Here is a 22516-nt window from a genome sequence, read left to right on the forward strand (position 1 = left end):
GTCGAGAATATCGTTGACGACGGTAAGCAGCGCCGCGGCCGACGTGCCGATGCGCTCGGCATAGCGCCTGTTTTGTTCCGACAGTTCGTTGGAGGAAAGCAGCAGGTCGCCATAGCCGATTACACCGTTGAGCGGCGTGCGGATTTCATGGCTCATGGTCGCGAGGAAGGCCGTCTTGGCTTCACTCGCCTGCTCGGCGTTCATCTTGGCGATTTCCGCTTCGGCCTTGGCAAGCTTGAGTTCCTCGGCTCTCTGCTCCTGAAGCGTGACGTCGCGCTCGGTGACGACCAACTCGGCGGGGCTTTCCGTCCGGTCGCGCACCAGCTGCAGGGTGATTTCCGCCTGCACCCAGTCGTCGTCCTTGCGGTGCAGCGTGAACACGCCTTTCGATTCGTCGATTTCGCCGCGCGCCAGCTTCGCATACTCGGCCTGGAGACGAGATCGCTGCTTTGGGTGGACATCCGAAAACGCATTTGAATTTAGAAGTTCCTCGGCCGTGTAGCCGAGAAGCCGCATGCAGGCAGGCGAGGTGTAGAGCCGCGTTCCGTCGAAGGCGACGCGGCTGATCATGTCCGAGGTATTCCGCCAGGAGGCGATAGAGCGCTTCCCGCTCGGCCAGTTCGCTCGTCTTTCGATCGACGAGTACCTTGATCGTTTCGGCACGGCGGGCGAACAAGGACAGCAGGAGGCCGAACAGGGCGGTGAAGACGATGCCGCTCGCGAGCACGAGGAGCGGCTCCCGGCTGGCGACGCTTTGCTCGAACGCGGGCGTGCTGTGCCACGAAAGTGTCCAACGCTGCTGCATCACGTCGACCTGCTTTCGTATCGAAAACGCCGGCGCGGACGCGGACTGGTTGGGCTCACCACTCTGGTAGATCAATGCATCGGCGTTCTCGCCGTCGCCGTCATAGACCTGCAATGTCAGCGAACGGTCTTCGCTCGTCGTCAGCCCGCTCATGAATTTCTGCGCGACGAAGGGCGCATAAATCCAACCGGTCAGGGCCGCGCGTCGCTCGTCGACCGAACCAAGCGGCACGTTCTTGCGGTACATGGGATGGAGCAGGATGAAGCCGTTGCTCTTTGTCTGGTCCTGCACCAGCACGATGCGCTTGGTGATGGCCGGCTTGCCGGTATCTCGCGAGAGAGTCGCGCCCTCCAGGCGATTGCTCTCGAACGCGATGTTGAGCCCAGGCGCCGGACGGTTCGGTGCCAGCGGCTCGATATAGGTGATGATAAAGCGAGGTTCGCCGGGAACGTCGGGGTGGATCGTGAATTGCGGCTGCGCCATCTGCGCCCGTAAAAGGAAGTCCGATATCTTTTCCGCCGGAACGTTTTCGATGTAGCCGATGCCGTTGACGCCGGGCATGCTGCGCTTGAGGTCGAGGACATCGACATAGGAGCGCCACTCTTCGGCACTCACGGAGTTCGATCCTTCGAAGAAGCCGACGCCGCCAAGCAAGGCCTGATCGTAGGACGCCAGGCGGTGCATCAGCGCCTGCTCGTTTTCGATCGCCATGGGGGCGAAAATCGCGCTGTTGCGATCGTAGATGAACTGGTTGCTTGCCTTCCAGCCGTAGAACGTCAGGCCGAGGGGCAAAAGCAGCGTAAGGATCGCGGCAATCGGCAATGCGCCCAGCGGTGTGCCACGCCAGCTGAGCTGGCGCTTGGCGCCGGGGGCAATGAGCACGATTGGCAAAAAAATGACGATGCCAAGCACATCGCCGCTCCACCATGTGAGCCAGTTGTGCGCCACGCCCGCGGGAGGAACAACGCCGGCGACGTACAGGGAGGTCACGCCAACCGAGGGCGCGACGATGCAGCTGAACGGAGCGGCGGCAAGGAACAGCGCGATGATATCGCGCATGCCCCTGAGATTGATCGGTATCCCGACCACGCGACCGACAAGCCACCGCGCGACCAGGGCCTGCGCGGTCGAGCCGCCAGCAATCGCGGCGGCAACGGCGAGCTTGTCGAGCGCCCAGCCGGTTTCAGCTGAATAGCCGCCGCCGATAACGGCATTGAGCACGAGCGATCCGACGAAGATCCCCGGCCACAATGAACGCCCGTAGGCGAGCAATGCCCCGACGGCGATGCCGGATGCCGGCCAGATGATTGTCGCGTAGCCGGGCGGCACGGCCAGAAGCAGCCCAAGCTGGCCGGTCAGGTAATACAGAGCCGCAACCGCGACGATCTTGGCCAGCGCGTGCGACAGCGGGCGTTGCATAGGGTGAAGAATCATCACCAAACGCGGTTCGCTCACGAACACCGAGATTGCCCCGACATCCGGCAGGGCGTGACGAAGTGATTCGCTCATTCCTGCGACAGCACGCACATTCGTAAGCCAACCCGACGAGGATCAGAATTCGGCAGATCGCTGCTTCGATCCCGCCGAGATTGCGCCGAACGAGTCAACGTCCGATTAATGCTGCGACTGTCTTTGCCAAAGGCAGAGCAGAGACGCTGATATGCTTCAGAGCCGCTCTCGTTGCATCTGTCCGCTCGTGTTCGGCCGCACTGCCGTGTCGACGCCTAGCTGCTCAGGTGCGAAAATTCCAGACGATCCTGTGCGGCCGACAGGCGTTCTTCCGCCGATCGGAACATGTCCTCGAAGGCAAGCTCGTGCTCGAAGATGACGCCGCCGACCTGAACGGCGAGCACGTCCTCCGTTCCCTTGGGCGCGAAATAGACGTCGCGCACCCGCGCCTTGATGCGTTCGCCGATATCCTTGGCGTCCTTTTCGCTCGCGCCGGGTAGAAAGACGCCGAACATCGAGGTACCAATGCGGCCGACGAGATCCTCCTTGCGAACCGATGACTGGATGGTCGAGGCGATGAGCCGCAGCGCCTCGTCGCCCCACTCCAGGCCGAAGCGCAGGTTGAGGGATTTGAGATGCTCGGGATGGATGACCAGGAAAGCGCCGGAGCGCGGCCCGTCCTCGGACGGTTTCGCGGCCCGTCTGTCCACCATCGACGTGAAGACTGGTCCGTTCAGGCAGCCGGTCAGCCTGTCATAAGTCGCCGACCGGTTGAGCTCTTGCCGATAGCGGCGGATCTCGGCCTGCTTCGAGCCGAGCAGCAGGAACAGCGGCAGACCGATGGCAACCGGCACTAGCGTTGCCGTGATCACGCTGCGCGCGAACGGCGTCAGCGCCTCGCTGAACAAAAGCAGGTAGTTGAGGCCGAGCGAGAGGATGAGGCAGCCGGCCGTCCCCAGCACCGTCAGCCACGCGACATCTTTCCAGGCTTGTGCAGGGGGGGTCGCTGTCGGTTTGGTCACTGGCCAATCTCCTGTCCGATGCGCTGGCATAAGGCCGGTGTGTTGCAATTTCGGTTTCGACGATCCGTACAATTTGATCGATGGTGCGGAAAGACCGATCAAACCGGCCCGCGCCAAGAAAACTGCGCCGCAAGGGTTAACAAAACAAATATCGAAGGCGGCTGTTGGCGCAGGCCTGGCGGGCAGCCTAAGGTGAACGGGCCCTGGTTACACTGGCAAACTAGCGAGGCGGTCCGAATATGCCCATCTCGGCATTTCTGGCCGTTGCCTCGGCCTTGCCGTAGATACCGCCGGGCAGCGCCATCGCCCAGCCATTGGAGACGAGCCAGGCGCCGACATCCTGCCTGCCGAGCTTGCAGGGCGCGGCAATCGTGAAGCGGTCGACATCGGGCGGCACCAAGCATTTCAGCGCCCGCCCGCGCAGCCAGGCATTGAAGGCCGCCCGCGCGCGCTGGCCGCACGGCCAGGCGGCTTCGTGAAAGGAACAGCTCCTGTCGGGGTCGATGCCGAGGGTGCCGCTGATCGCCACCGTTCGCCCCATCGCCTCGAAGGTCGCCGACGAGGTGGCGATCGGGCGATAGAGCCGCGTCTCGCGCCAATCGTCCGGCATCGGCGTCTTCGGCCAGTATGCGAGACCGAGTTCGCCAAGCGGCGGACGGGGCTCGACCCGCTCGAACCGGGATGCTTCGAGCTGCGGTGGCGCGATAAGCTCCTGGGCGATCTTGCGTGCAGGTTGCCGCGGTCCGGCATCGAACACAGGCAATGCCGTTGGCAGCGGCTGATTTCTGACGACGTTCAATGCCGGCGTGGCCCGGTTGACCCCGATCAAAGCGCCGGCGTGAAGGATCAGCAGGACTCCGGCCAGGAGCTCGACACTCCCTAACGCGATCGCCAGGCGAGACCTTCCCACAGGGACGCCGCCGCTCATCGGCGATGTCCCGGAGCTTGCTGTCGAACAGAAGGCCGACTTGGCAAACTGCTTGAGCGCACCCTTTCAACCCCCGATGAAACGGCTCCGGCCGCCTGAACCCGCGTTTGCGTCCCAGCGGCCCAGCATAGCACGGGTAAGAAGGATGCCGAAGCAAGCGGCTTGTTAAGCTTCGTTAAGGCTTGCGCAATCTCTATTGCCTATTCTGGCCTCGGAATTGTCGAGGACGACATGAAGCGCAAACCGATACTGCTCTTTGCATTTCCGGCCCTAATGCTGCTCATCCTGGCGGCTGAGCGAGCGGCGACATTCCTGCTCGGCGCCTATCCCGCCAGTCCGACGATGTGGCGGGTCTGGCTGGAGCTGCGGCCCTTGGCGACGATGTTCTGGCAGCAGGTCGACCTCTATCTCGGCGCTTCGATCGCGCTTGACGCCGCCATCCTCGCCGCTGCTGCGATCGCCTGCTGGATGGCGTGCCAGGCAAAGGCATCGGCCGCCTTCTTCCTGGCCAACCATATCGCCATTCTATTCGCTGGGCTGATGATCGCCGCCGGCAGCCATTCGGAGACGGCGAGCACGATTGCCGCCTTCACCGCGCCCAGCGGCATCCCATTCTCGCTGGCGATCGATTTCACCATGAAGAACAGCCTGGTGCTGATCCTTGGCACTGCGGCGTGCGCCTATTGCCACGTCGCCTTCCTCAGCGAAGCGCGGCAGCGCGCTGAAACACGCGCGATCCGTATTCTCGCGCTGCAGCGGGACTTCTAGACCTGCTGCCTCAATCGCCCGGAACGCCCGGCAACCTCAGTTGATTTTCCGGTAGTAGACCTTGCCGTCCGCCTGCTGGATACGCTGGTAGGCAGGGTTCGGGGCAGGCGGCGCTGCTCGCTTCCTGGGCTGTGGCATTTCGACCGACCCTGGGTCCGCCATGTTTTCGGCGACGGCCGGCGTCTCCGCCTCGCTGCTGGTGGGGGCTACTGCCGGCTCCGGAGCGCTGGCCATAGGTTCGTCGGCGATGGAAGGCCGGCTCTGCCCCAACCGGGCGATACCGCCGTTGACCTCGTTGAACTTCGCCTGCAACTGGTCGTCGAGCTTTTCGAACCGGCTCTGGAAACCGTTGTTGACGGTATCGAGCCGGGCGCTAATGCGTTGCTCGAACTGGCCGAGCTGCTCCAGCCGCGCTTCCACGCTGCGCAGGTCGTTGATGCCGCGGTAGAGGTAGACGGCTGCGGTCAGGTTCACCAGCGTGACCAGCGCGGCGCCCGCCACGACAACGCCGATCGTGCCTTTGCGGCTGGGTTTGCCGACGGCGGCTTCCTGAGCGCCGAGCTCGATTGCCGGAATGTCCGGGTCCCTGATCATAGTCATTCCACCACCACCTTTGCGCCCACCGCGACGCGTTTGAAGAGATCGATCACGTCGGTATTGGTCAGGCGAAAGCAGCCCGACGTGCCGTCGAAACCGACACCCTTGGGATCGTTGGTGCCATGTATGCGATAGAGCGTGTCACGTCCGCCGCGTGAAAGATAGAGCGCGCGCGCGCCGAGCGGGTTGTAGGGCCCGGCGGGCACCATCGCCGGCAGCTCGGGCTGGCGGGCGCGCATCTCCTTGGGCGGCCGCCATTCCGGCCATTCGGTCTTGGCCCCGACCTCGACCGTCCCGGTCCAGCCGAAGCCGTCGCGGCCGACGCTGATCTGGTAGCGCAGCGCCTGGCCCCGGTTCGTCACCAGATAGAGCGCCTTCTCGTCCTTGCGGATGATGATCGTGCCGGTCTGTTCGCTGGTCTGGAAGGCGACCGTCTTGCGCAGGCTTGGCCCCATGGCCGGCAGCGGCGGCCGGTCGGCAAGCGCGGACCTAGCCCCGGCCGGCGGCAGGCTCGACGCCAGCGCTGTCACCGCGATGCAGGCGCAAGCGAGGGCACGGATGATTTGCCACCTGGAGCGGTTCAGCGTTTCATGGAATCGCAGACCCGCCCCGGCCATCTGTCTTGACGCAATTCCGGACGGAAAACCGCTGCGCACTTTTCCTGGAATTGCTCTAGCGACTGGCATCGCCGAGCCGCTCCTTGAACATCAGCTTCAGGTCCTTGTTGAAGCGCGCCCGCCCGTCGACTTCGGAGGGCAGAATGGCGCGATTCAGCGCGTCGGTCAAAAGCGCGTTGTCGAGCGCCACCGACTTGATGTGCGGCGCCTTGAAGATCTTCTCCAGCTCGCTGCGCGAGAAGTGGTTGCCGAACCATTTGCGCTTGTGCTTGTTGGCCACCAGCGTGATGTTCACCTGGTTGCCGCGCAGCTCGCGGATCTTCTTGTAGAGCCGCTTGCCTTGCCTGAGCGACGCGACGTTGAGCTCGAAGACGATGAAGATCTCGTCGCTCGTCTGCAGCACGGAATTGTGCCAGGGCGTCTCGATGTTAGGCAGGTCGATGACGATGTCGTCGAACCGGTAGGCGACGAGGTCGAGCAGCCGGAAAACGAAATCGGCGCCATGCGGCTCAAAGGGCAGCTGCGGCCGCTCGAAGGAGTAGAGCGTGAGCCCCGACGGGCGCGACAGCTTGATCACGTCCATCAATTCGACATCGAGGCGCTCCGGCTGGCCGATGATGCCCGAGAGGTCGAACTGGTTGAACTGATTGAGATAGGCGCCGCAATTGGCGCTTTGGAAATCGAGATCGACCAGGCAGGTCGAGGCCGCGCGCTCGGTCGACTTCCCCGCCAGGTATTCCGCCGCCGATAGCGCAAGCGTGGTGGCGCCGGCGCCGCCGCTGGCGGCGATGAAGGTGATGATGCGGCTCTTGGTGCCCTGGTTGCCGGTGTCGTGGAAGGTGACGGCGTTGAGCAGCTCCTTGGCATCAAGCGGCTTGTGCAGCCAGTCCGACGCGTTCATGCGCACCAGGACGCGCGTCTGCTCCGACGCCAACTCATCGGAAATCGCGATCAGCGGCACCGACGCCCATTTGGAGCGCGCCTCGACGATGCCCGGCTGGCCGAGCAGCTCGCCATTGCCAAGGTCTAGGATGACGATACCCGGCCGGGTATCCGCAGGCGGCCCCTTGAGGAAGTCGGCTGTCTCCGAGACCTGCACGTCATAGATCGCCAGCGCGTCCAGCCGTGTCGCCACCTCGCGCTTGAACTGCGGATCGGACGAGAACAAGGCGACCTGCTTTCGTCTGGTCGGAAGGACCTTGGTGTTGATAGCATTCATGGCGAGGTACTCTTCAAATCTTCGCCCGTGACCGTGCTGAGCATGGAGGGCATTGTGATGTCTGCGAACCCCATCAATCCCTGCAGAAAAAAGAAGTGGAACGGGACGTTCTGCAGGCTGACGGTGATCGTCGGCACCGGTCCACCCGCCCGGGTCTGATAGCCGAGGCCGGTGGCCGTATAGGTGACGACGACATTGGCCGGTTGCAAAAAGGAGTAGAAGTCACACATGCCGGGTCGACTGCCTGCCACCGGACCGCACACACCGTCGTCACCGTAGTAAATTCTATTGAAGTTCGCTGCTGACCACACACCAGCGACGCAATATGCTCCGGTGCAAGTGCAGGTTGAAGTGGCGCCGTTGCAGACATAGGCAAAGGAACCCGCGGCTACAGGGGCTCCCGGTGTCGCAGTTGGGCCAGCTGTCGAAATTTGCGGCGCGATTGGGTCGGAAATCGAGGCCAAGCGGGCGCCAACCTGAACCGCCTTTGTTGCGGCGTTCCATTGAAAGAAAGCAAATCCGAAATCGACAAAGCCGAGGACGAGTGCAAACAAGAGTGTCGAGACGATGGTCATTTCGACCATTGCCGCGCCGTCCTCGGATTTTGCAAAGCGCCTGATCATGATCAGAACCGGATCAACCGCTCCTCGTGAAAGCCGCTCAGAGTGATGGGACTGGCGCCGACCAGCGATAACATCCCGACGCCGGCATAAGCGAACGTGCCGGCAGCCCTCACGATGCAGACTTGTGCAGTGGTGGAACGATATTTGGTGACGCCGGCAACCACGGCGTCACGGCAGGAGGCGGGGGCGGCGATGGTCACAGTCACATTCGCTTTCTGCCAGCCGCTGATGCGCGGACTGTCCGTTGCTGGATTCGCGTTCGCTTTGCCGAATACCGCGATATTCGTAGCGATGTCGGCGCAATCGATCGCGGCAAGACCGGCGTCCGTATAGAGTTGGCTGTTGCAACGCGCCCCGAAGCGTGCCGCATCCGAAAGGCCAGCCTCCATCAGCAGCTTGTCGTGGATCAGATTGCCGAACTCGAAGACGCCCGCCGACAAAAACAGCATCAACGGCGCGATCAGCGTCATTTCTATAAGCACCGCCCCGCGGTGGTCGTGTCGAAATCGGTCGAAATGGCGGAGCAGGGATCTGAACATCGCCATCACCGGTAAAGCTGGGCTTCGTCGCGCAGGAAGTTGTCGAGCGTGCCTTGGCCGGCGCCGCCGGTCACGTCGACCAGTTCGACCATCACCGACGCGTCATCCGACGCCGACGCAACCGGCTCCGTAAGGAAGAAGCTGCCGAATGCCTCGACTGGCAGGTTGGTGCTATGGCCGGACAGATCATTGCCCGCTGCCTCTAGCGCGTTGCAATTCAGGATCGCGCCATAGAGAAGGCGACGATCCACTGATGTGACTGGCGGCTGACAAGAGTTCGACGGCGTTCCGATTTCGCCCCCGGTCGAGGCCGTCCCAACCAGACCTTGTGCGATCTCGTATTTGTAGACGTCATATCGGGTCGGCTTGGTCGTATCCCACGAAGACGGATGACTGGTGGAGCCGAAGTTGGTGCTCCAATAGTCGGAAATGTTCCAATCTCCGTCGCCCATCCGTCCACCCATATATGGCGTGGTGGCATCGCGTGGAAGCCCCATTGTTCCAGCTTCGGTAAATGAAAGTTGGTTCATCGAGGGGCATTGGTTGGCGGCACCTTTGGTCTTAATCGCGCCTTTTCGGACGTTCGCGGCCGGGCCGTATTCCGGCGAGTTGAAGTGGCCGTTGGCATCGATGCCGAAACGAACGTTGAAGGCGTCCTGCACCGGCCCGGCATTCTGCCCGGTCTTGCTCGAAACAGAGCCCGATTCGTAGCAGCCGATCGGGGTGGATGTCGCGATTGTCTCGGCGAGAGCCTGTGCACCATTTCCAACACCTGCGGGGGGCTCGAGGAAGCCGAAGTTGCCCGGACCCGCAGCCGCCCCGTTTCCTACCTTCCTCAGTTCGATCAGCCGGCGGCGGACAGCCGGGTTCGAGACGGCTTGCTCCAGCGTGTAGCCACCGGCATCATTCGTTCCGTTTGCATCCATCTCATAGGGGTTGCAGATGAAGACAGGTGTGAAGTTGCAGACACCCGAGACAAAGCCGGCTACCGATATGGCCCCGACATTGAAGCTGTCACTGGCCGAATTTCCTGTCAGAAATGAAGCGGGAAAAATTGCGGCGAAGCCAGTAGGGGCGACTGTCACTTGAATGAATCGCGTTTCCGCTTCCCCGACGGTGCGATTGGCATCGGCCACGTAGGTAGCCAGATTCGCCGCCGTTATCTGGGTGCTGTCAGCAGCGGGTATCGCCTTCAGAAAGCACCATGAAATGTTTCCGGCATTGTTGCAGTTGAGTGTCCCTCCTGGTTGACCGGCCGTCAGAGGGACCCTGCCCGCCGTCGAGAAATTGCTCTCGTTGCTGACGAGCGTCGCCATGGCGCGCTCGGCGCGAACCCACGAGCCGCTACTGCCATCCAGTTCGGCTGCGCCAGCGAGGGCAAATGCGTCCGCCGCCTTCTGCAGATCGTTGTGGAGATTATTGACCCGGCTCATATCGATCGCCAGCAGCGAGAAGCCGATGATCGCCGGCAGCATGACGCTGACGAGGATCAGCGCTATTCCCCTCTGGTCGTGCCAGAACGCGCGAATGGTTCGCAGCATAGCCCCAACTCTACCCCTTCGCGCCAGAGCCCCTCGTACGCCCGGCGCAGTGCACCCTTCTGTTCAATTCGCTCCGTTGGTCACACCAGCCCCACCGACATTGACTGTCATGTTCGTCTCTGGCGGCGGAGGCGGCGGAACTCTGTACCTTTGCAAAACGCCGACAGCACGCACGCCGTCGCCTTCAATCTTGGTGTTGTTAGAGGCCGGATTGAACGGGTCGACCGTCTGCAGGAGCGCGTTGTGTTTCTGCGCATCGCCCGACGCCAATGTCATGGTGTCGTAGTTGTTCAGATAATCGGCAGCGCAGCCTGCCAGCAGGCCGCTGCACAAAACGACGAGCAAGAGCTTATTTCTTGACATAGAGCATCTTGTCCTTCGATTTCACATCCAGCATGTGGCCGTATGGGCCGGTGACGCCTTCGCCATGCTCATATTTGCGGATCATGTCCTTGTTCACCTCGAGCTGGCCGAGGATGAAGAACTCAGGATCGTTGGCGGGCCGCGTCTTGTCGAACGGCGTCGCCACCTGATCGCTGGGCTTCACCGGCCGCACGAGATGCGGCGTGACAACGACGACCAGTTCGGTTTCTTCCTTCTGGCTGCTTGAATTCTTGAATAGCGCGCCGACGATCGGCACCTGGCCGAGCCACGGCACCTGGTTCTGCAACTTGGTGGTCTTGCTGGACAGCAAGCCGCCGACTGCGAAGCTCTGACCGTCGCGCAATTCGACCACCGTCTCCAGCTTGCGGTTAGTGAAGATCGGGTCGCCTGCGGTGGTGAAGCCGGTCAGGTCGCTCACTTCCGGCGCCAGTTTTATATGGATCTTGGAGTCGTCGAGCACGACCGGCGTGAACAGCAGATTGACGCCGAATTGCTTGTACGTGATGGTTACCTCGCCATCATTTCCGAGGACACGGATGGGCACTTCACCGCCGGCGTTGAAACTCGCCGGCTCGCCTGAAAGCGTGGTCAGATTGGGTTCGGCCAGCGTGCGCACTACGCCCTTGGCCTCGAGCGCCTCGATGATAAGGTCCACCTTGATGTTGCTGTCGATAACGCGGGTAATCAGCGCTGCGAAGGGATTCGTGTTCGAAAGCAGGCCGCTAAGCAGATTCCCGGGTCCCAGCACCACATCATCTTCGTCGACGGCCGCAATACCCGTCCCGGTGCGGGTGGTGCCGCTGCTATTTCTGCTCCTGATCGATACGCCAAGATCGCGACCGGCATTGCGCTTGGCCTCCAGAATGCGCACCTCCAGGTTGACCTGCTGGCTGTCGTCGATGGTCACGGAGTTGATAATTGCGTCGGGGCCATATTGCTGGGCGACTTCCACGATGGAGGCCAGCGTCGCGGCATCCTTGACGTGACCGGCCAGCCTGATCTTGCCGTTGATGGAGCCGATCTCGATGCGCGCGCGAGGCGCGACCTGGCGGATTGCCGCAGCCATGTCACTGACGTCTTGACCGACCTCAACCTGGAGCGTGCCCAGCGAGCGCTTGTCCTCGGAAAAGAGGTTGACGGTGGTGGTGCCGACGCTCTTGCCGATGACATAGAGCGTCTTGTCGGTCATTGGCTGGGCATCGGCGATCTTCTCGTCACCCACGGCGATGTCGCCGAGGGTGGAGTTCACCTGGATCGTCACCGACTGCGATACCGGCACGAAGATGCGATGGACGGTTGGGCTCGACACATCGATGCTGCGGTCTGCCGCATAACCGGCGGAACTCAACGGCAACGCACAGGACAAGGCCAAGGCGGCTGCCGTAAGTGGTCCCCAGAACTTACGCATCTACGCTTACCCCCTCGTTGGCTGATTCGGACTCCGCCTATCCTAGTGCCAACGTTATTTTTGTCGCGGCACATCGTATGTCTCGAGTTTTATACCTCGAAACACACCGACTGTCGCGCGTGCCGGCGGTTCCGGCTGTACGTATTTGACCACTTCCTTCACAACTTCTTGCACCTGCGGCGCAGATGCAACAGCCGGGGCCGGCGTGACCTTGCTCAGATCGTCGAGCTTGCTGCCTACCCGTTCAACGGCCTGGGCCAGCCCGGCCAGCTTGTCGTCGGCGCGTTTGCGCTCGGCTGCCGCCTGGGCTTCGGCTGCTGCCTGCTTGGCGAGTTCAGCCTGCCTTTTGGCGACATCGTCCGGCGTATCCCCGGTAAGATCGGAAAGTGTAATACGCGCGGTCTCTTCGCCCTTGCTGGCTGCCGCCTGGCGCAGCGCCAGCGACAGCTGGCCGGCGTCGGCCGCGAGCGTAAGCTTCTGCGCGTCCTTGGTGCTGACTTCGACTGTCACCGCTTTCACCACGGTAGGACTTTCGGTGCTTTCATCGGCTACCTGATCGACGGCGAGTACCTTGATACTCTGCAGCAAGACGTCGACAAAACTCTTGTCGGCGCCGCCATCGCCGCGCACTTTGCGTGTCAGCAGGATGTCCACACGGTCGCCAGGGAAGACAAATCCGGCGACGCCGAGCACATCGTTGACACGGATGGAAACGGCCTTCATGCCTTCGCCGAGCACCGCCGAAAGCGTGGCGCGCTGGCCGGGGCCGGTGATCTTGGTGGCAAGAACGGGTTCGTTGACTCCGATCGCCTGAAGCGCCTGCTTCGCGCCTTCGCCGGCCAGCAAATCCTTTGTTGTCTTGAAAGCGCCGGTGGGAACCGCGCCGGACGGCCAGGCTACTTCGCGCAGCTTGTCTTCCGACAGCGTGTCGCCAAACTTCAGCGCCACTGCCGCTACGACCACTGTGTCGCGTTGGACGCCACCGGACTGTGCCAGCGCACTCCGCTGGCCGGCCAGCCACATATTGACCAGCACGACCGCCAGTACGCCGAATACGGCGGCAAGGACGATCATAATTACGGTGTTTGCGCGCATTGCCAAGCCCCCTAGGCTGCCCACTAGCTTAGAGTCATCGACGCCAGGAATCCCGGGCGTCGATGACATTGTAATGGCTACTAATCAGTGACCCGAAATAGCAGCGTAAAGGTTGGTCCACTTGGTGCTCACCCATCCGCCGACCAGCACCACGGTAGCAATCACGGCCACAGTGATGATGCCGAGCAGAATAGTATATTCGACCATCGCAGCGCCGTTTTCGTCATCGCGGAACTGCCGGGTCATCGTCATGAGCTTCTTCATGCCAATTTCTCCCTTTGGAGGTTTGAACCCGACGAGACGAGCCTAAGGATGAACCCCATACCCAAGCATCCCCCGTCGACTTGATCTAAATCCCGACGAAAAGCAGAGTCAAACGAGATTAACAGTTCCTTAACCTTCGAATACCTGGACGGAAGCCAGTTCAATTTTGACAAGGGATTGATTCGATTAATTTTTCAAGCGTCCTTAACCATTCGTTCACAATTTCGCTGCACCCATAGCGGTAGCCTCATCATATTAGAGTATGTGCATAATCCATTATATGGAATGGTTTGCGGCGGTGTACGGCGTGAGATTCGCATGTTGCAAAGCGACACATTCCGTGAGGCCGGGAGGCGTTGGGAATGGCGGCGCGCGAGGGTCAAATGAAAACGATTTTCTTGAGCCGTCATTTTAACTATGTTGCAGTATTGTCCGCTCTTCCCTCTGCTCGACGCTTGTCCCGCTCGTGGTTAACAGTTAGTTTCCGCAGCACGCAGTTTGGGAAGGGCTAGCGCATCGTGGTGGGCGGGTCGCAGGCGAGGCAGGTAGCGAGCGAGGAGCACCTACTAATGCGCGCGCCTGGCCCAGCGCGTGATCTGTGGGGGGTCGAAGCAGGCCGCCGTCAGCATCGATCGCCTAAAGAAGTAGCGATCCATTTTCGGAACAGTCGACTTGCCGTCATCATTTTGGCCTTGCTTGCAGGAATTGTGATCGTAGATCTGATCTGGCTTCCCTTTTCGAGCATCGACCCAAACAAGGTCCTCTGGCTAGCCACGATGGCTGCATCTCCATTAGTCGTCCTGTGGGCGGCTCTCGGTGGAATCCGGTACCAGCTTCGAAAGACACCCTTTCGGTTTCGTGACCGGTCGCGCGAAATTGCAGCCCGGCTGCAGACTGCGGTCGCTGCTTGGACTGTCACGGCTGCGCTAAGCATCGCGCTCTTGCTGTTCTCCTATTTGGCGAGCGCAACCGACCGACCGCTGATGGATCGCTATTTGGCGGCAAGCGATGCTGCTTTGGGATTTGACTGGATGGCCTATGTCAGTCTGCTGAACGACCATCCATCGATCGCAGCGGCGCTTTCGATGGCGTATCGCAGCTTGCAGGTGCAGCTCCTCTTGCTGCCGGCCATCCTGGCCTTGACCGGCCGATCCAGTCGCCTTCTCGAATTCATTGCTCTGTATGGGCTCGCCGGTTGTCTGACCTGCCTTGTCGTGATTGCCGTGCCGGCGGCGGGGGCTTTCAACTTCTATCATCCGGCGACGGATATTTTGAGGTCTTTCGGCTCCGGCGCGTCCACGCGACATCTGGAACAGCTTCATGCGCTACGGACGTTGCAGCCATTCCTGATCGAGCATCCGGAGGGCTTGGTGACTTTTCCCTCGTTCCACTCAGCCCTGGCTGTACTATTCGCCTATTCCGTGCGAGGCATTCGCTATGTCTCCGTTCCCATCTATGGGCTGAACGCGATGCTGATCCTGGCGACAGTGCCTCAGGGGAGCCACTACTTGATTGACGTGCTGGCGGGGTTCGCAATTGCTGCGATTTCCATCAAAGTCGTTTGGTGGATAGCTCATGCGCCAATGCAAATAGCGGCCAGTGGCGAGCATGCGCAATCTACACAAAAGGAGGCCTGAGATGCGTCTGACCATGGCTTACTCCACAAGCAATGAAATCAAAGTGGGCCAAAGTCTATGCACGCCGAAGTTCACAAAGCCATGTCGTTTGGGTAGGTTGAGAGGTGCGTGAGATGTTAGGCCGCTTCCTCAAGTCGCCCCCGGAGCAGCCGGCCCAGCAGGCTATCCAGCGCGTGGATCAGCCCGCCGCAACGCCAATAGCGGCGACAACGGATTTGGCACCGGATGGTGACGAATTCCTGGCGCTCAAGGTCGAGCTGCATCGCCATCTCATCGACCGGTTCAATCTGACGGCTCTTGAAAACGCCTCCAAGGACGAGATCCTGGACGAGATCCGGCCGATCGTGCGGGAATTTGTCCGCGGGAGAAACGTGCCGCTAAATGCCCGTGAGCTCGATCAACTGACCAGCGACACGGCTGATGAAATGCTCGGTCTCGGGCCGATCGAACCTCTGCTCAAGGACGATTCGATTGCAGACATATTGATCAATACTCATAAGCACGTCTTTATCGAGCGCCGCGGTGTGCTGGAGGAAACCTCGATCCGCTTCCGCGATGAGGCGCACCTGCTGCGCGTCGTCAACAAGATCGTGTCGGCGATCGGTCGCCGAGTTGACGAGTCGGCGCCAATGGTGGATGCCCGCCTGGAAGACGGTTCGCGCGTCAACATCGCGGTGCGGCCGATTTCGGTTGACGGCCCGCTGGTATCGATCCGCAAATTCTCCAAGCACCCTTATTCGCTCGAGCGTCTGATCGCGTTCAATTCGATCCGGCCGCCAATGGTCGAATTGCTGCGGATTGCCGTTCAGGCGCGCAAGTCGATCTTGGTTTCCGGCGGCACCGGCAGCGGCAAGACGACCCTGCTCAACGCGCTATCCAGCTACATCCCGGCCAAGGAGCGCCTCGTTACAATCGAGGATGCGGCAGAACTGCAATTGCAGCAGCCGCATGTTGGACGACTGGAGACCCGGCCGCCCAACATCGAGGGCAAGGGCGAGGTTCGCCAGCGCGAACTCCTGAAGAACGCGCTGCGCATGCGGCCCGATCGCATTATCGTTGGCGAGGTTCGCGGCGAGGAAGCCTTCGACATGCTGCAGGCGATGAACACCGGCCATGAAGGCTCGATGACCACCATCCACGCCAACACACCGCGCGATGCGATTTCGAGGCTGGAGCAGATGGTCGGCATGGCCGGTATGCCGATGACAAATGAATCCATTCGCGCGCAGATCGCTTCGGCCATCGACATTATCGTGCAGACGCAGCGTCTATCGGATGGCGGCAGGCGCGTCGTTTCCATATCGGAACTCACCGGCATGGAAGGCAATGTCGTGCAGCTCCAGGAAATCTATCATTTCGTCCGTCGCGATGTCGGCGCCGACGGTACGATCATAGGTGATTTTCGCGCCACCGGCGTTCGCCCACGCTTCGCGCAGGAGGTGGCGACGCTTGGGCATCATTTTGCCAGGGACGCTTTCAATCCGCAGGTTCCGCTCTGATGTTGACCGGCCAGACATTACTTTACTTCATCTATGTGCTAGCCGCAGCTTCCGTCATCCTCGCCGCGGAGGCATTTTACATGTCCTTTGCCGGACGGCGCGCGCGAGTGGGAATCATAAATCGGCGCTTGCAGAGACTTGGAGAAGAGGCGCCGGCCGAGGAGAGCCTGCAAGGGCTGCTGCAGGAACGCGGGCTGACGGCATCTGGTGACTTTATTTTCGGCGCTGTCTCTCTCAACCGGCTCTATACGCAGTCCGGCATAACCGGGAATCCGCTCGCATTCGCCATAGTGTTCGTGCTCGCGGGGCTGGTGATGGCGCTACTGCTGGCGCTACTGTTTGGTTTCTCGGTTCTTACGGCCACGGTGACCTTCCTGCTTATCGCTTTCGCTTTGCCGCTTCTCGTGCTGCGACGCGCGCGCAACAAGCGAATTCAGAAGTTCGCGGCCCAGCTTCCCGACGCCCTCGACATGATTGTCCGGTCGCTGCGCGCCGGTCATCCAACGACGGTGGCCATCGGCCTTGTCGCGCGCGAAATGGCCGACCCGCTCGGTACCGAATTCGGCATTGTTTCCGACGAAATCAGCTTCGGCCTGAGCCTCGAACAGGCTATTCGAAAACTGTCGGAGCGTGTTGGCTTCGAGGGTCTGCACCTGCTTTCGGTGTCGCTGTCCATCCAGGCGAAAACCGGCGGCAACCTCACTGAAATTCTGTCCAATCTGGCTTCTGTGTTGCGCGAGCGGCGAAAGCTGCGACTGAAGATCAGGGCGCTCTCCGCCGAGGGCCGTATGTCGGCCTGGATCATCTCGCTGTTTCCGCTCCTGATGTTTGGCATCCTGACACTCATTGCGCCGAGTTACTATGGCGATGTCTGGGATAGTCCGATCCTCATGCCGGTGTTCCTGATCTTTGGTCTGTGGGCGCTGCTTGGCGATTTCATCATGTACCGCATGGTCAATTTCGATTTTTGAGAAACGGGACATAGACTGTTGAGTAACATCGGAAACTCGGCCACGCTGCTTTCGCTAGCCGTCTTCCTTGCGGTGGCGACGCTCTTTATTTTGATTGCCCTGATCCTGACTCCGGTTTTCCAGACGAGAAAGTTGGTGGCGCAAACTCTCCTCGCCGAGGGGATTTCCAGCCGCCGATCACTGACTGCGCAGCAAGAGCTCAACAGGATTTCGGCACAGCGGCCGGTCGACGCCTATTTCCGTGCTTTGGAGAAGGAGCGCGGCGAGCCGAATGCTCTGGAGATCAAACTCTTTCGGGCCGGCTTTTATCAACCTAGCGCGCCGATAGTTTATACCCTGTCTCGCTTGGCCGCAGTCTGTATTGGCTTCCTGGGGATCTACGCAATCCTCTCCAACGTGCTGCCGCCGCAAGTGCCTGGCTTCGTCGCGTTTGCTGGCGCGGCGCTGTTTGGGCTCGCCTGCATCGTCATTCCGAGCATCGCTCTCGATCGCTTCGAGAATGCCCAAAAACAAATCTATCGCCGCGGCTTTCCGGATTTCATGGATATGATGATCACCTGCGCCGATGCCGGCATGAGCCTGGAGGCAGCGGTCGAACGTGTCGGCGCCGAGTTGGCCGGCACTCACAAATGGCTGGGCATCCAGCTCTCGATCATGAATTTGCAAATGCGGGCCGGCAAGCCGCTTCGCGAAGCATTGCGCGAACTCGCGGATCGCATCGGTCTCGAGGAAGCACGCTCTTTGGCCGTGTTGTTTCGTCAGTCCGAAGAACTCGGCACCAGCCTGACAGAGGCCTTGCGCATTTATAGCGATGAAATGCGTAGTCAGCGAATTCTCCGCGCCGAGGAGCGCGCCAACTCGCTGCCGGTTAAGATGATGATTCCATTGGGGCTCTGCATCTTTCCAGTCGTGATGATGGTCGTTATGCTACCCGTAATCATCCGTATGAAGGGTGTTTTCTTCTAAGCCGTCATATGCTTTGGTTCTAATTACCGAGTCGCAGGAACCCTGGGGGACAAAATGACAGGGCCAATACGCCTCGCTGCCGCTGCCAGCGTGCTTCTTATCGTGCTGGCCGGTTGCCAGTCGACCGATAGCAGCATGGGCGTCGTTCGCACCAACGAACCCGCGAAAGGCGATGTCACGTCCTTTGGCGATACATTCGATGGGCTGAAGACAGTCAGCGATGTCGACTACTATGCTTCGGACCAGGCCGTCGCCGAGGCCAAAACGCAGTTCCGCTCTGAAAACTACGGCAATGCCGGCGCGCTCTTCTACAAGGCCACGCGACTTGCCCCCAATGATGGTGTTGCCTGGCTGGGTCTTGCCGCCTCCTGCGACCGCATTCGCCGCTTCGACCTCTCCGATCTGGCCTATAGCCGCGCCTTCAAGCTGCTTGGCGGCACGCCCGAATATTATAACAATCTCGGCTATTCCTATCTGCTGCGCGGCAAGCTGCAGAATGCGCGCACTAACTTCCTCAAGGCCTATGAGCTCGCGCCGAACGACCCGACCGTTGCCAACAATTTGAAGCTCCTGTCCTCCAGCGTGCAGAACATCGAGCGCTAGCATGTTGCTGGCCGCATCGCTGCTGCTCAAGGCACTGGCCATTCCTTTGCTCGTCAGGATCGCCTGGATCGACTTCACGACGCAGAAGATATCCAATCAGAATGTGCTGCTGTTGCTTTGCCTGGGCCTGGGCTCCCTACAACTGCTGTCAGTCGCGGCCGGATCGTGGTGGGACATGGGCTTGAGCGCGCTCGCGGGCCTTTTGCTGTTCGTCGTCCTCTTCCCATTCTGGGCTTTGCGCAAAGTCGGCGGCGGCGACGTCAAGCTGATGGCGGTCATGCCGTTTTTGATCGGCGGCAGTGGCCTCGCCGTTTACTCGATACTGCTGCTGCTGTTTGCAATTGCTACTGCGGCAGTCATAAAATTCCCGTTCATGCTGCCGGAGGGTGCGTTCCGCGTTTACGCACAGCACCTGGACCGCAAGGGAGTCGTGCCATACGGTGTGCCGATCTCCGTCGCGGCGATCTGCTCGATCGCTTTCCAGGTCTACGGGAGTGTCATGTTGGCCAGCAGCTCCGGAATTCTGCAGCAGCTCAACTGACGTTTCGCTCCCCCTCAAAACCCCGCCGTCGACTTCTCGACCAGCTTCAGCGCGCCCTTCTCGACCCGGTAGAACGGCATCGTGCGCTGGCTTGAGCCGTCGGCGCGGAAGCGGAACAGGCCGGTCGAGCCGCGGAAGCCGCTGGCATTTTCCAGCACCTGCTTGCTGAAGCCGTTCGGCCCGACGGCGCTCGCAATCCCCGCCGTCAGCGCGACCATATCATAGGCATAGGCGACGTTGACGTCGGCCGGATAGTTGAACGTCGCCTTGAAGCGGTCGGCGATCGGCCCGGTCTCGCCCTGGTCGAGCGTTGCGATATAGGCGCCTTCGAACGACAGATCCATCGGCCGCTCCAGCCAGCGGTTGGTTCCGATGAGCGAGACCGTCTTGCCGGGAATGCCCTTTGCCTTCAGCGCCGCAAGCAGCGGTGTAGGGCTAGCGTCTCCGCTGGCCACGATCACCGCATCGGGCGCCTCCACCAGCGAGCCCATGTCGTTGACCGCCTTGGCGCCGCCGTCGGCCGGCGCATAGGGCAGGGTGACGGCAAGCGCCGCGCCATAGATGCTAAGGCCGTTGGCGACGCGCTTTTCGATTGCCGCGGCATCGCTGCCCGCCGCCACCAGCAGGACGAATTTCTTGGCGCCCTTGGCGGCGACGGCCGCCGCGCCAGCCGCCGCGCTGTCGGCCTCGCTGAGGCGCACGGCATAGACACCGGGGCCGCCGGCAAAATTGTCGGCCAGCGCCAGCACCGGCGGCCGCGTCGAGCCCGACAGCTTGGCGATGTGCTGCGCGGCCGGCAGTTCGGTCGGGCCGATGACGACTTTCGACCCCGTCGTTATCGCCTTGATCGCCAGGTCCTTGGCCTGGCCGGGGTCTCCGCGCGTATCCTCCACGGTCAGCGTCAGCAAGTTGTTGCCGAGGTCGGCCATGGCGAGCTTGGCGGCATCGAGCATCTTCCTGCCGTCTTCGCCGGCACTTCCCGGGGCCGACAGCGGCAACAGCATGATGATCTTGGCCGGCCCCGTGCCGAGCGACTGCGTCGCCGTTACCGCCTGCGGCGCGGCGGCAATGGCGCCGCCGGCCGGCGTGCCGGGCGACGCGACCGCGGCCGGGTCGAGCGCCTCGCTGACGCTGCCTTTCGACTGGCAGCCCGAAACGGCAGCCAAAAATGCGAGCGCCATCGCCCGTGTCCACGGGCAGGAAAGCCGCCGGCCAAGTTTCATGATCGCTCCATCCTGTGTGCCGCCGGTCGTGGCGACAACGTTCCCGGGTCCCATCCCGCGGCACGCCTTGCGCTGCTTCGAATTCCGGCCTCTCCCGGAGCGGTTCATCGTTTCACGGAAAATCACGCCGCTCCACCTCTTTGTTTCGACGCAATTCCGGGTGGAAAGGCGCTTCCTGGAATTGCTCCGGCTAGCCGTCGAACAGCTGCGCCCGCAGCGCCCTGATCCGCCTGGCCCGGCCGGCGCTCCGGTAATCGGCGCACCGCATGTAGCGCGGTCCCGGCACCAAGATCCGGCGCACGCAGATGCGGCTCTCGCCGGCGGGGCTGGCGTCGGCGCCCGATAGCGCCGAAAAGCCGAACGTCGCCACCGGCAAGGGTCCCGTCACCGGCAGTCCTTCCCTGGTCAGGATCGCGCGCGCCCGCTCGCAGTAGCGCACCGAAAGCGCGGAGAACCGGTTCTCATTGTGGCCGGCGCGGTATTTCATCACGGTGGTGCAAAGATCGCCCGCGGCCAGCTTGTTGGCCAGCGCCAGATATTCGACGCCAAGCGCGATGTTGGTGGCGGGCAGGCTGAGTTCGTCGAGCGAGCCGCGGAAGCCCAGCATGCGCGCCGTCGCCGGCATCACCTGCATCAATCCGACCTCGCCGTCAGCGCCGCGCGCCTGCGGGTCGAAGCCGCTTTCGATCTCCATCACCGCATGCGCCAGCACCGGCTCCAGCCCGTAGATCGATGCCTGGCAGCTGGCATAGGCCTTGAACGCGTCGCGCGTCCATGCCCCGCTGGCGGCGCAGCCGGTCTGTCGCGGCCGGTCGGCCATCCGCTCGACGGAGGATCGTTCCGAGGCGCCGGCATTCGTGCCCAGCAGGACAAAGCCGGCCATGCAGATTCCGGAAAAGCGTTCGACGCTTTTCCGGCAAGAATCCGCGACAAGCAAAAAACCTTGGGCGACCGCTGCGGCGATCGCCCTCGACAGTTTTCTCTTTTCCGTCATCGCCAGCCGGCCGGCGTGCTGGCGGTCAGTGCATGTATTCGACCATGCGATCGTGGAAGCACTCGCATTTGTTGAGCGTGTCTTCGTCCTTGTAGTTCGTCTTCAGGTAGCCATAGGCCATGCCGCAGTAGGCCTTGGCTTCCGAAGCCCAGACGAAGGCGGGGCGCGACGAGTTGATCCACTCCGGGCTTTTGGCGACGGCGACCGACTCGTCCATCAGTTTCACCACCTGGGCCTTGAGGTCGACGATGTTGTCGGTCAGCACCAGGTTGGAAGTCCCGACGGTGCGGCAGTAATCGGCCGCCGGGCCTTCGATGATGTCGGCGGCACGCCCTGCCGATCCGACCAGCAACAGTGCCGCGGCTGAGACCAGCAGTCTTGCGGAACGCTTCATGATAAAGTCCCCTCCAGAATCCTAATATTCGAGTTGCTAATACATAGCATGGCTAAGTCCCGTTGCGCCATGCCGCTAGACCACATTTGCCGTCGTCGTATGCGTGGTTGTCCCATCGTCGTAGAGCAGCGTGATGGTGTTGGCCGCCGGCAGGTTCTGCAGCGTCGCCACGTCGACGAAATTGGCGCCGTTGGCGGTGCCGTCGGTATCGACGCTGAGCGTGCCGGTGGCCGCATTGTAGTTGACGAAGTCTGCGACATTGGCGCCGCCGGGCGCTGTGTCGAACAGGGACGTCAGGTCGATCTTGTCGCCTTGCCCGCCGACACCGCTGTAGTCGACGATCAGGTCCTTGATATCCAGGCCGTCGAGCTTGAACGTATCGGCACCTGTGCTGCCGGTAAGCGTATCCTGACCGGTCCCGCCGATCAG

The 22516-nt window shown here is 61.5% G+C and carries 25 protein-coding genes; 7 read left to right on the forward strand and 18 right to left on the reverse strand.

Annotation, left to right across the window (positions count from 1 at the left end):
• The 4 genes from EN745_RS36895 to EN745_RS09520 form a co-directional block, all read right to left on the reverse strand.
• Positions 1-204 (reverse strand): histidine kinase dimerization/phospho-acceptor domain-containing protein (locus EN745_RS36895; protein WP_281034766.1); only part of this gene is annotated, 204 nt, incomplete at its 3' end.
• Positions 182-2314, reverse strand: coding sequence for a CHASE domain-containing protein (locus tag EN745_RS36900; RefSeq protein WP_127421122.1), 2133 nt, complete (start codon positions 2312-2314; stop codon positions 182-184). The genes EN745_RS36900 and EN745_RS36895, both read right to left, overlap by 23 nt.
• Positions 2315-2529: 215 nt before the next feature.
• The gene (locus EN745_RS09515; RefSeq protein WP_245487675.1) at positions 2530-3276 is read right to left on the reverse strand and encodes a GGDEF domain-containing protein; all 747 of its coding nucleotides are present in this window, start codon (positions 3274-3276) and stop codon (positions 2530-2532) included.
• Positions 3277-3496: 220 nt separating this feature from the next.
• Complete coding sequence (locus EN745_RS09520; protein WP_127421124.1) at positions 3497-4204, reverse strand: thermonuclease family protein; 708 nt, start codon at positions 4202-4204, stop codon at positions 3497-3499.
• A gap of 231 nt (positions 4205-4435) precedes the next feature.
• Here EN745_RS09520 and EN745_RS09525 point away from each other — a divergent pair, with 231 nt between their 5' ends.
• The gene (locus EN745_RS09525; protein WP_127421125.1) at positions 4436-4972 is read left to right on the forward strand and encodes a hypothetical protein; all 537 of its coding nucleotides are present in this window, start codon (positions 4436-4438) and stop codon (positions 4970-4972) included.
• 36 nt (positions 4973-5008) lie between these two features.
• Here EN745_RS09525 and EN745_RS09530 read toward each other — a convergent pair whose 3' ends face one another.
• The 10 genes from EN745_RS09530 to EN745_RS09575 all read right to left on the reverse strand — a co-directional run bounded on the left by EN745_RS09530 (position 5009) and on the right by EN745_RS09575 (position 13259).
• Complete coding sequence (locus EN745_RS09530) at positions 5009-5566, reverse strand: hypothetical protein (RefSeq protein WP_245487676.1); 558 nt, start codon at positions 5564-5566, stop codon at positions 5009-5011.
• A 2-nt stretch (positions 5567-5568) separates the two neighbouring features.
• On the reverse strand, positions 5569-6186 hold the full coding sequence (locus EN745_RS09535) for a L,D-transpeptidase (RefSeq protein WP_127421127.1): 618 nt from the start codon (positions 6184-6186) through the stop codon (positions 5569-5571).
• Between the two features lie 55 nt (positions 6187-6241).
• Positions 6242-7405, reverse strand: a complete 1164-nt coding sequence (locus EN745_RS09540) for an AAA family ATPase (protein ID WP_127421128.1) — start codon at positions 7403-7405, stop codon at positions 6242-6244.
• On the reverse strand, positions 7402-7989 hold the full coding sequence (locus tag EN745_RS09545) for a TadE/TadG family type IV pilus assembly protein (RefSeq protein ID WP_245487677.1): 588 nt from the start codon (positions 7987-7989) through the stop codon (positions 7402-7404). Before EN745_RS09545 ends, EN745_RS09540 begins: the two co-directional genes overlap by 4 nt.
• A 41-nt stretch (positions 7990-8030) precedes the next feature.
• A complete protein-coding gene (locus EN745_RS09550) occupies positions 8031-8573 on the reverse strand; it encodes a TadE/TadG family type IV pilus assembly protein (RefSeq protein WP_127421130.1) in 543 nt (180 codons plus the stop codon).
• Positions 8573-10108: a pilus assembly protein TadG-related protein gene (locus EN745_RS09555; RefSeq protein ID WP_127421131.1), complete on the reverse strand. Its 1536-nt coding sequence runs from the start codon at positions 10106-10108 to the stop codon at positions 8573-8575. Before EN745_RS09555 ends, EN745_RS09550 begins: the two co-directional genes overlap by 1 nt.
• 63 nt (positions 10109-10171) lie before the next feature.
• Positions 10172-10453, reverse strand: a complete 282-nt coding sequence (locus EN745_RS09560; protein ID WP_245487679.1) for a hypothetical protein — start codon at positions 10451-10453, stop codon at positions 10172-10174.
• A 4-nt stretch (positions 10454-10457) separates the two neighbouring features.
• Positions 10458-11900, reverse strand: coding sequence for a type II and III secretion system protein family protein (locus EN745_RS09565; protein ID WP_127421133.1), 1443 nt, complete (start codon positions 11898-11900; stop codon positions 10458-10460).
• A 54-nt stretch (positions 11901-11954) separates the two neighbouring features.
• On the reverse strand, positions 11955-12995 hold the full coding sequence (gene cpaB / locus EN745_RS09570) for a Flp pilus assembly protein CpaB (RefSeq protein ID WP_127421134.1): 1041 nt from the start codon (positions 12993-12995) through the stop codon (positions 11955-11957).
• A gap of 84 nt (positions 12996-13079) precedes the next feature.
• Positions 13080-13259, reverse strand: coding sequence for a Flp family type IVb pilin (locus EN745_RS09575; protein WP_127421135.1), 180 nt, complete (start codon positions 13257-13259; stop codon positions 13080-13082).
• Positions 13260-13828: 569 nt separating this feature from the next.
• Here EN745_RS09575 and EN745_RS09580 point away from each other — a divergent pair.
• The 6 genes from EN745_RS09580 (at position 13829) to EN745_RS09605 (ending at position 19476) form a co-directional block, all read left to right on the forward strand.
• Complete coding sequence (locus tag EN745_RS09580) at positions 13829-14896, forward strand: phosphatase PAP2 family protein (protein ID WP_127421136.1); 1068 nt, start codon at positions 13829-13831, stop codon at positions 14894-14896.
• 113 nt (positions 14897-15009) lie between these two features.
• Complete coding sequence (locus EN745_RS09585) at positions 15010-16395, forward strand: CpaF family protein (RefSeq protein ID WP_127421143.1); 1386 nt, start codon at positions 15010-15012, stop codon at positions 16393-16395.
• Positions 16395-17366, forward strand: coding sequence for a type II secretion system F family protein (locus EN745_RS09590; protein ID WP_127421137.1), 972 nt, complete (start codon positions 16395-16397; stop codon positions 17364-17366). The genes EN745_RS09585 and EN745_RS09590 overlap by 1 nt, the downstream gene beginning before the upstream one ends.
• 15 nt (positions 17367-17381) lie before the next feature.
• Positions 17382-18332, forward strand: a complete 951-nt coding sequence (locus EN745_RS09595; protein WP_127421138.1) for a type II secretion system F family protein — start codon at positions 17382-17384, stop codon at positions 18330-18332.
• Positions 18333-18386: 54 nt separating this feature from the next.
• The gene (locus EN745_RS09600; RefSeq protein WP_189363002.1) at positions 18387-18935 is read left to right on the forward strand and encodes a tetratricopeptide repeat protein; all 549 of its coding nucleotides are present in this window, start codon (positions 18387-18389) and stop codon (positions 18933-18935) included.
• 1 nt (position 18936) lies between these two features.
• Positions 18937-19476 carry a prepilin peptidase gene (locus tag EN745_RS09605; protein WP_127421139.1) on the forward strand — a complete coding sequence of 180 codons (540 nt, stop codon included), beginning with the start codon at positions 18937-18939 and terminating at the stop codon, positions 19474-19476.
• 14 nt (positions 19477-19490) lie between these two features.
• On the opposite strand, the gene EN745_RS09610 is transcribed toward EN745_RS09605, so the two are convergent.
• From EN745_RS09610 to EN745_RS09625, 4 genes are all read right to left on the reverse strand, one after another.
• A complete protein-coding gene (locus tag EN745_RS09610) occupies positions 19491-20699 on the reverse strand; it encodes an ABC transporter substrate-binding protein (RefSeq protein WP_127421140.1) in 1209 nt (402 codons plus the stop codon).
• Between the two features lie 190 nt (positions 20700-20889).
• Positions 20890-21582: a transglycosylase SLT domain-containing protein gene (locus EN745_RS09615; protein ID WP_127421141.1), complete on the reverse strand. Its 693-nt coding sequence runs from the start codon at positions 21580-21582 to the stop codon at positions 20890-20892.
• Positions 21583-21718: 136 nt separating this feature from the next.
• The gene (locus tag EN745_RS09620) at positions 21719-22087 is read right to left on the reverse strand and encodes a hypothetical protein (RefSeq protein WP_126056484.1); all 369 of its coding nucleotides are present in this window, start codon (positions 22085-22087) and stop codon (positions 21719-21721) included.
• 75 nt (positions 22088-22162) lie between these two features.
• Positions 22163-22516, reverse strand: a 354-nt coding sequence (locus EN745_RS09625) for a type I secretion C-terminal target domain-containing protein (RefSeq protein ID WP_127421142.1), incomplete at its 5' end; no start/stop codon positions are given.

The organism is Mesorhizobium sp. M4A.F.Ca.ET.022.05.2.1 (genome assembly GCF_003998845.1).
Taxonomy (GTDB): domain Bacteria; phylum Pseudomonadota; class Alphaproteobacteria; order Rhizobiales; family Rhizobiaceae; genus Mesorhizobium.

Bases quoted from the DNA above. Each gene is read 5' to 3' on its own strand.
- EN745_RS36900 (WP_127421122.1), bottom strand. From the start codon at position 2,314: ATGAGCGAATCACTTCGTCACGCCCTGCCGGATGTCGGGGCAATCTCG.
- EN745_RS09520 (WP_127421124.1), bottom strand. From the start codon at position 4,204: ATGAGCGGCGGCGTCCCTGTGGGAAGGTCTCGCCTGGCGATCGCGTTA.
- EN745_RS09525 (WP_127421125.1), top strand. From the start codon at position 4,436: ATGAAGCGCAAACCGATACTGCTCTTTGCATTTCCGGCCCTAATGCTG.
- EN745_RS09530 (WP_245487676.1), bottom strand. From the start codon at position 5,566: ATGATCAGGGACCCGGACATTCCGGCAATCGAGCTCGGCGCTCAGGAA.
- EN745_RS09535 (WP_127421127.1), bottom strand. From the start codon at position 6,186: ATGGCCGGGGCGGGTCTGCGATTCCATGAAACGCTGAACCGCTCCAGG.
- EN745_RS09540 (WP_127421128.1), bottom strand. From the start codon at position 7,405: ATGAATGCTATCAACACCAAGGTCCTTCCGACCAGACGAAAGCAGGTC.
- EN745_RS09545 (WP_245487677.1), bottom strand. From the start codon at position 7,989: ATGGTCGAAATGACCATCGTCTCGACACTCTTGTTTGCACTCGTCCTC.
- EN745_RS09550 (WP_127421130.1), bottom strand. From the start codon at position 8,573: ATGGCGATGTTCAGATCCCTGCTCCGCCATTTCGACCGATTTCGACAC.
- EN745_RS09555 (WP_127421131.1), bottom strand. From the start codon at position 10,108: ATGCTGCGAACCATTCGCGCGTTCTGGCACGACCAGAGGGGAATAGCG.
- EN745_RS09565 (WP_127421133.1), bottom strand. From the start codon at position 11,900: ATGCGTAAGTTCTGGGGACCACTTACGGCAGCCGCCTTGGCCTTGTCC.
- cpaB (WP_127421134.1), bottom strand. From the start codon at position 12,995: ATGCGCGCAAACACCGTAATTATGATCGTCCTTGCCGCCGTATTCGGC.
- EN745_RS09575 (WP_127421135.1), bottom strand. From the start codon at position 13,259: ATGAAGAAGCTCATGACGATGACCCGGCAGTTCCGCGATGACGAAAAC.
- EN745_RS09580 (WP_127421136.1), top strand. From the start codon at position 13,829: ATGCGCGCGCCTGGCCCAGCGCGTGATCTGTGGGGGGTCGAAGCAGGC.
- EN745_RS09585 (WP_127421143.1), top strand. From the start codon at position 15,010: ATGTTAGGCCGCTTCCTCAAGTCGCCCCCGGAGCAGCCGGCCCAGCAG.
- EN745_RS09590 (WP_127421137.1), top strand. From the start codon at position 16,395: ATGTTGACCGGCCAGACATTACTTTACTTCATCTATGTGCTAGCCGCA.
- EN745_RS09600 (WP_189363002.1), top strand. From the start codon at position 18,387: ATGACAGGGCCAATACGCCTCGCTGCCGCTGCCAGCGTGCTTCTTATC.
- EN745_RS09605 (WP_127421139.1), top strand. From the start codon at position 18,937: ATGTTGCTGGCCGCATCGCTGCTGCTCAAGGCACTGGCCATTCCTTTG.
- EN745_RS09610 (WP_127421140.1), bottom strand. From the start codon at position 20,699: ATGAAACTTGGCCGGCGGCTTTCCTGCCCGTGGACACGGGCGATGGCG.
- EN745_RS09615 (WP_127421141.1), bottom strand. From the start codon at position 21,582: ATGGCCGGCTTTGTCCTGCTGGGCACGAATGCCGGCGCCTCGGAACGA.
- EN745_RS09620 (WP_126056484.1), bottom strand. From the start codon at position 22,087: ATGAAGCGTTCCGCAAGACTGCTGGTCTCAGCCGCGGCACTGTTGCTG.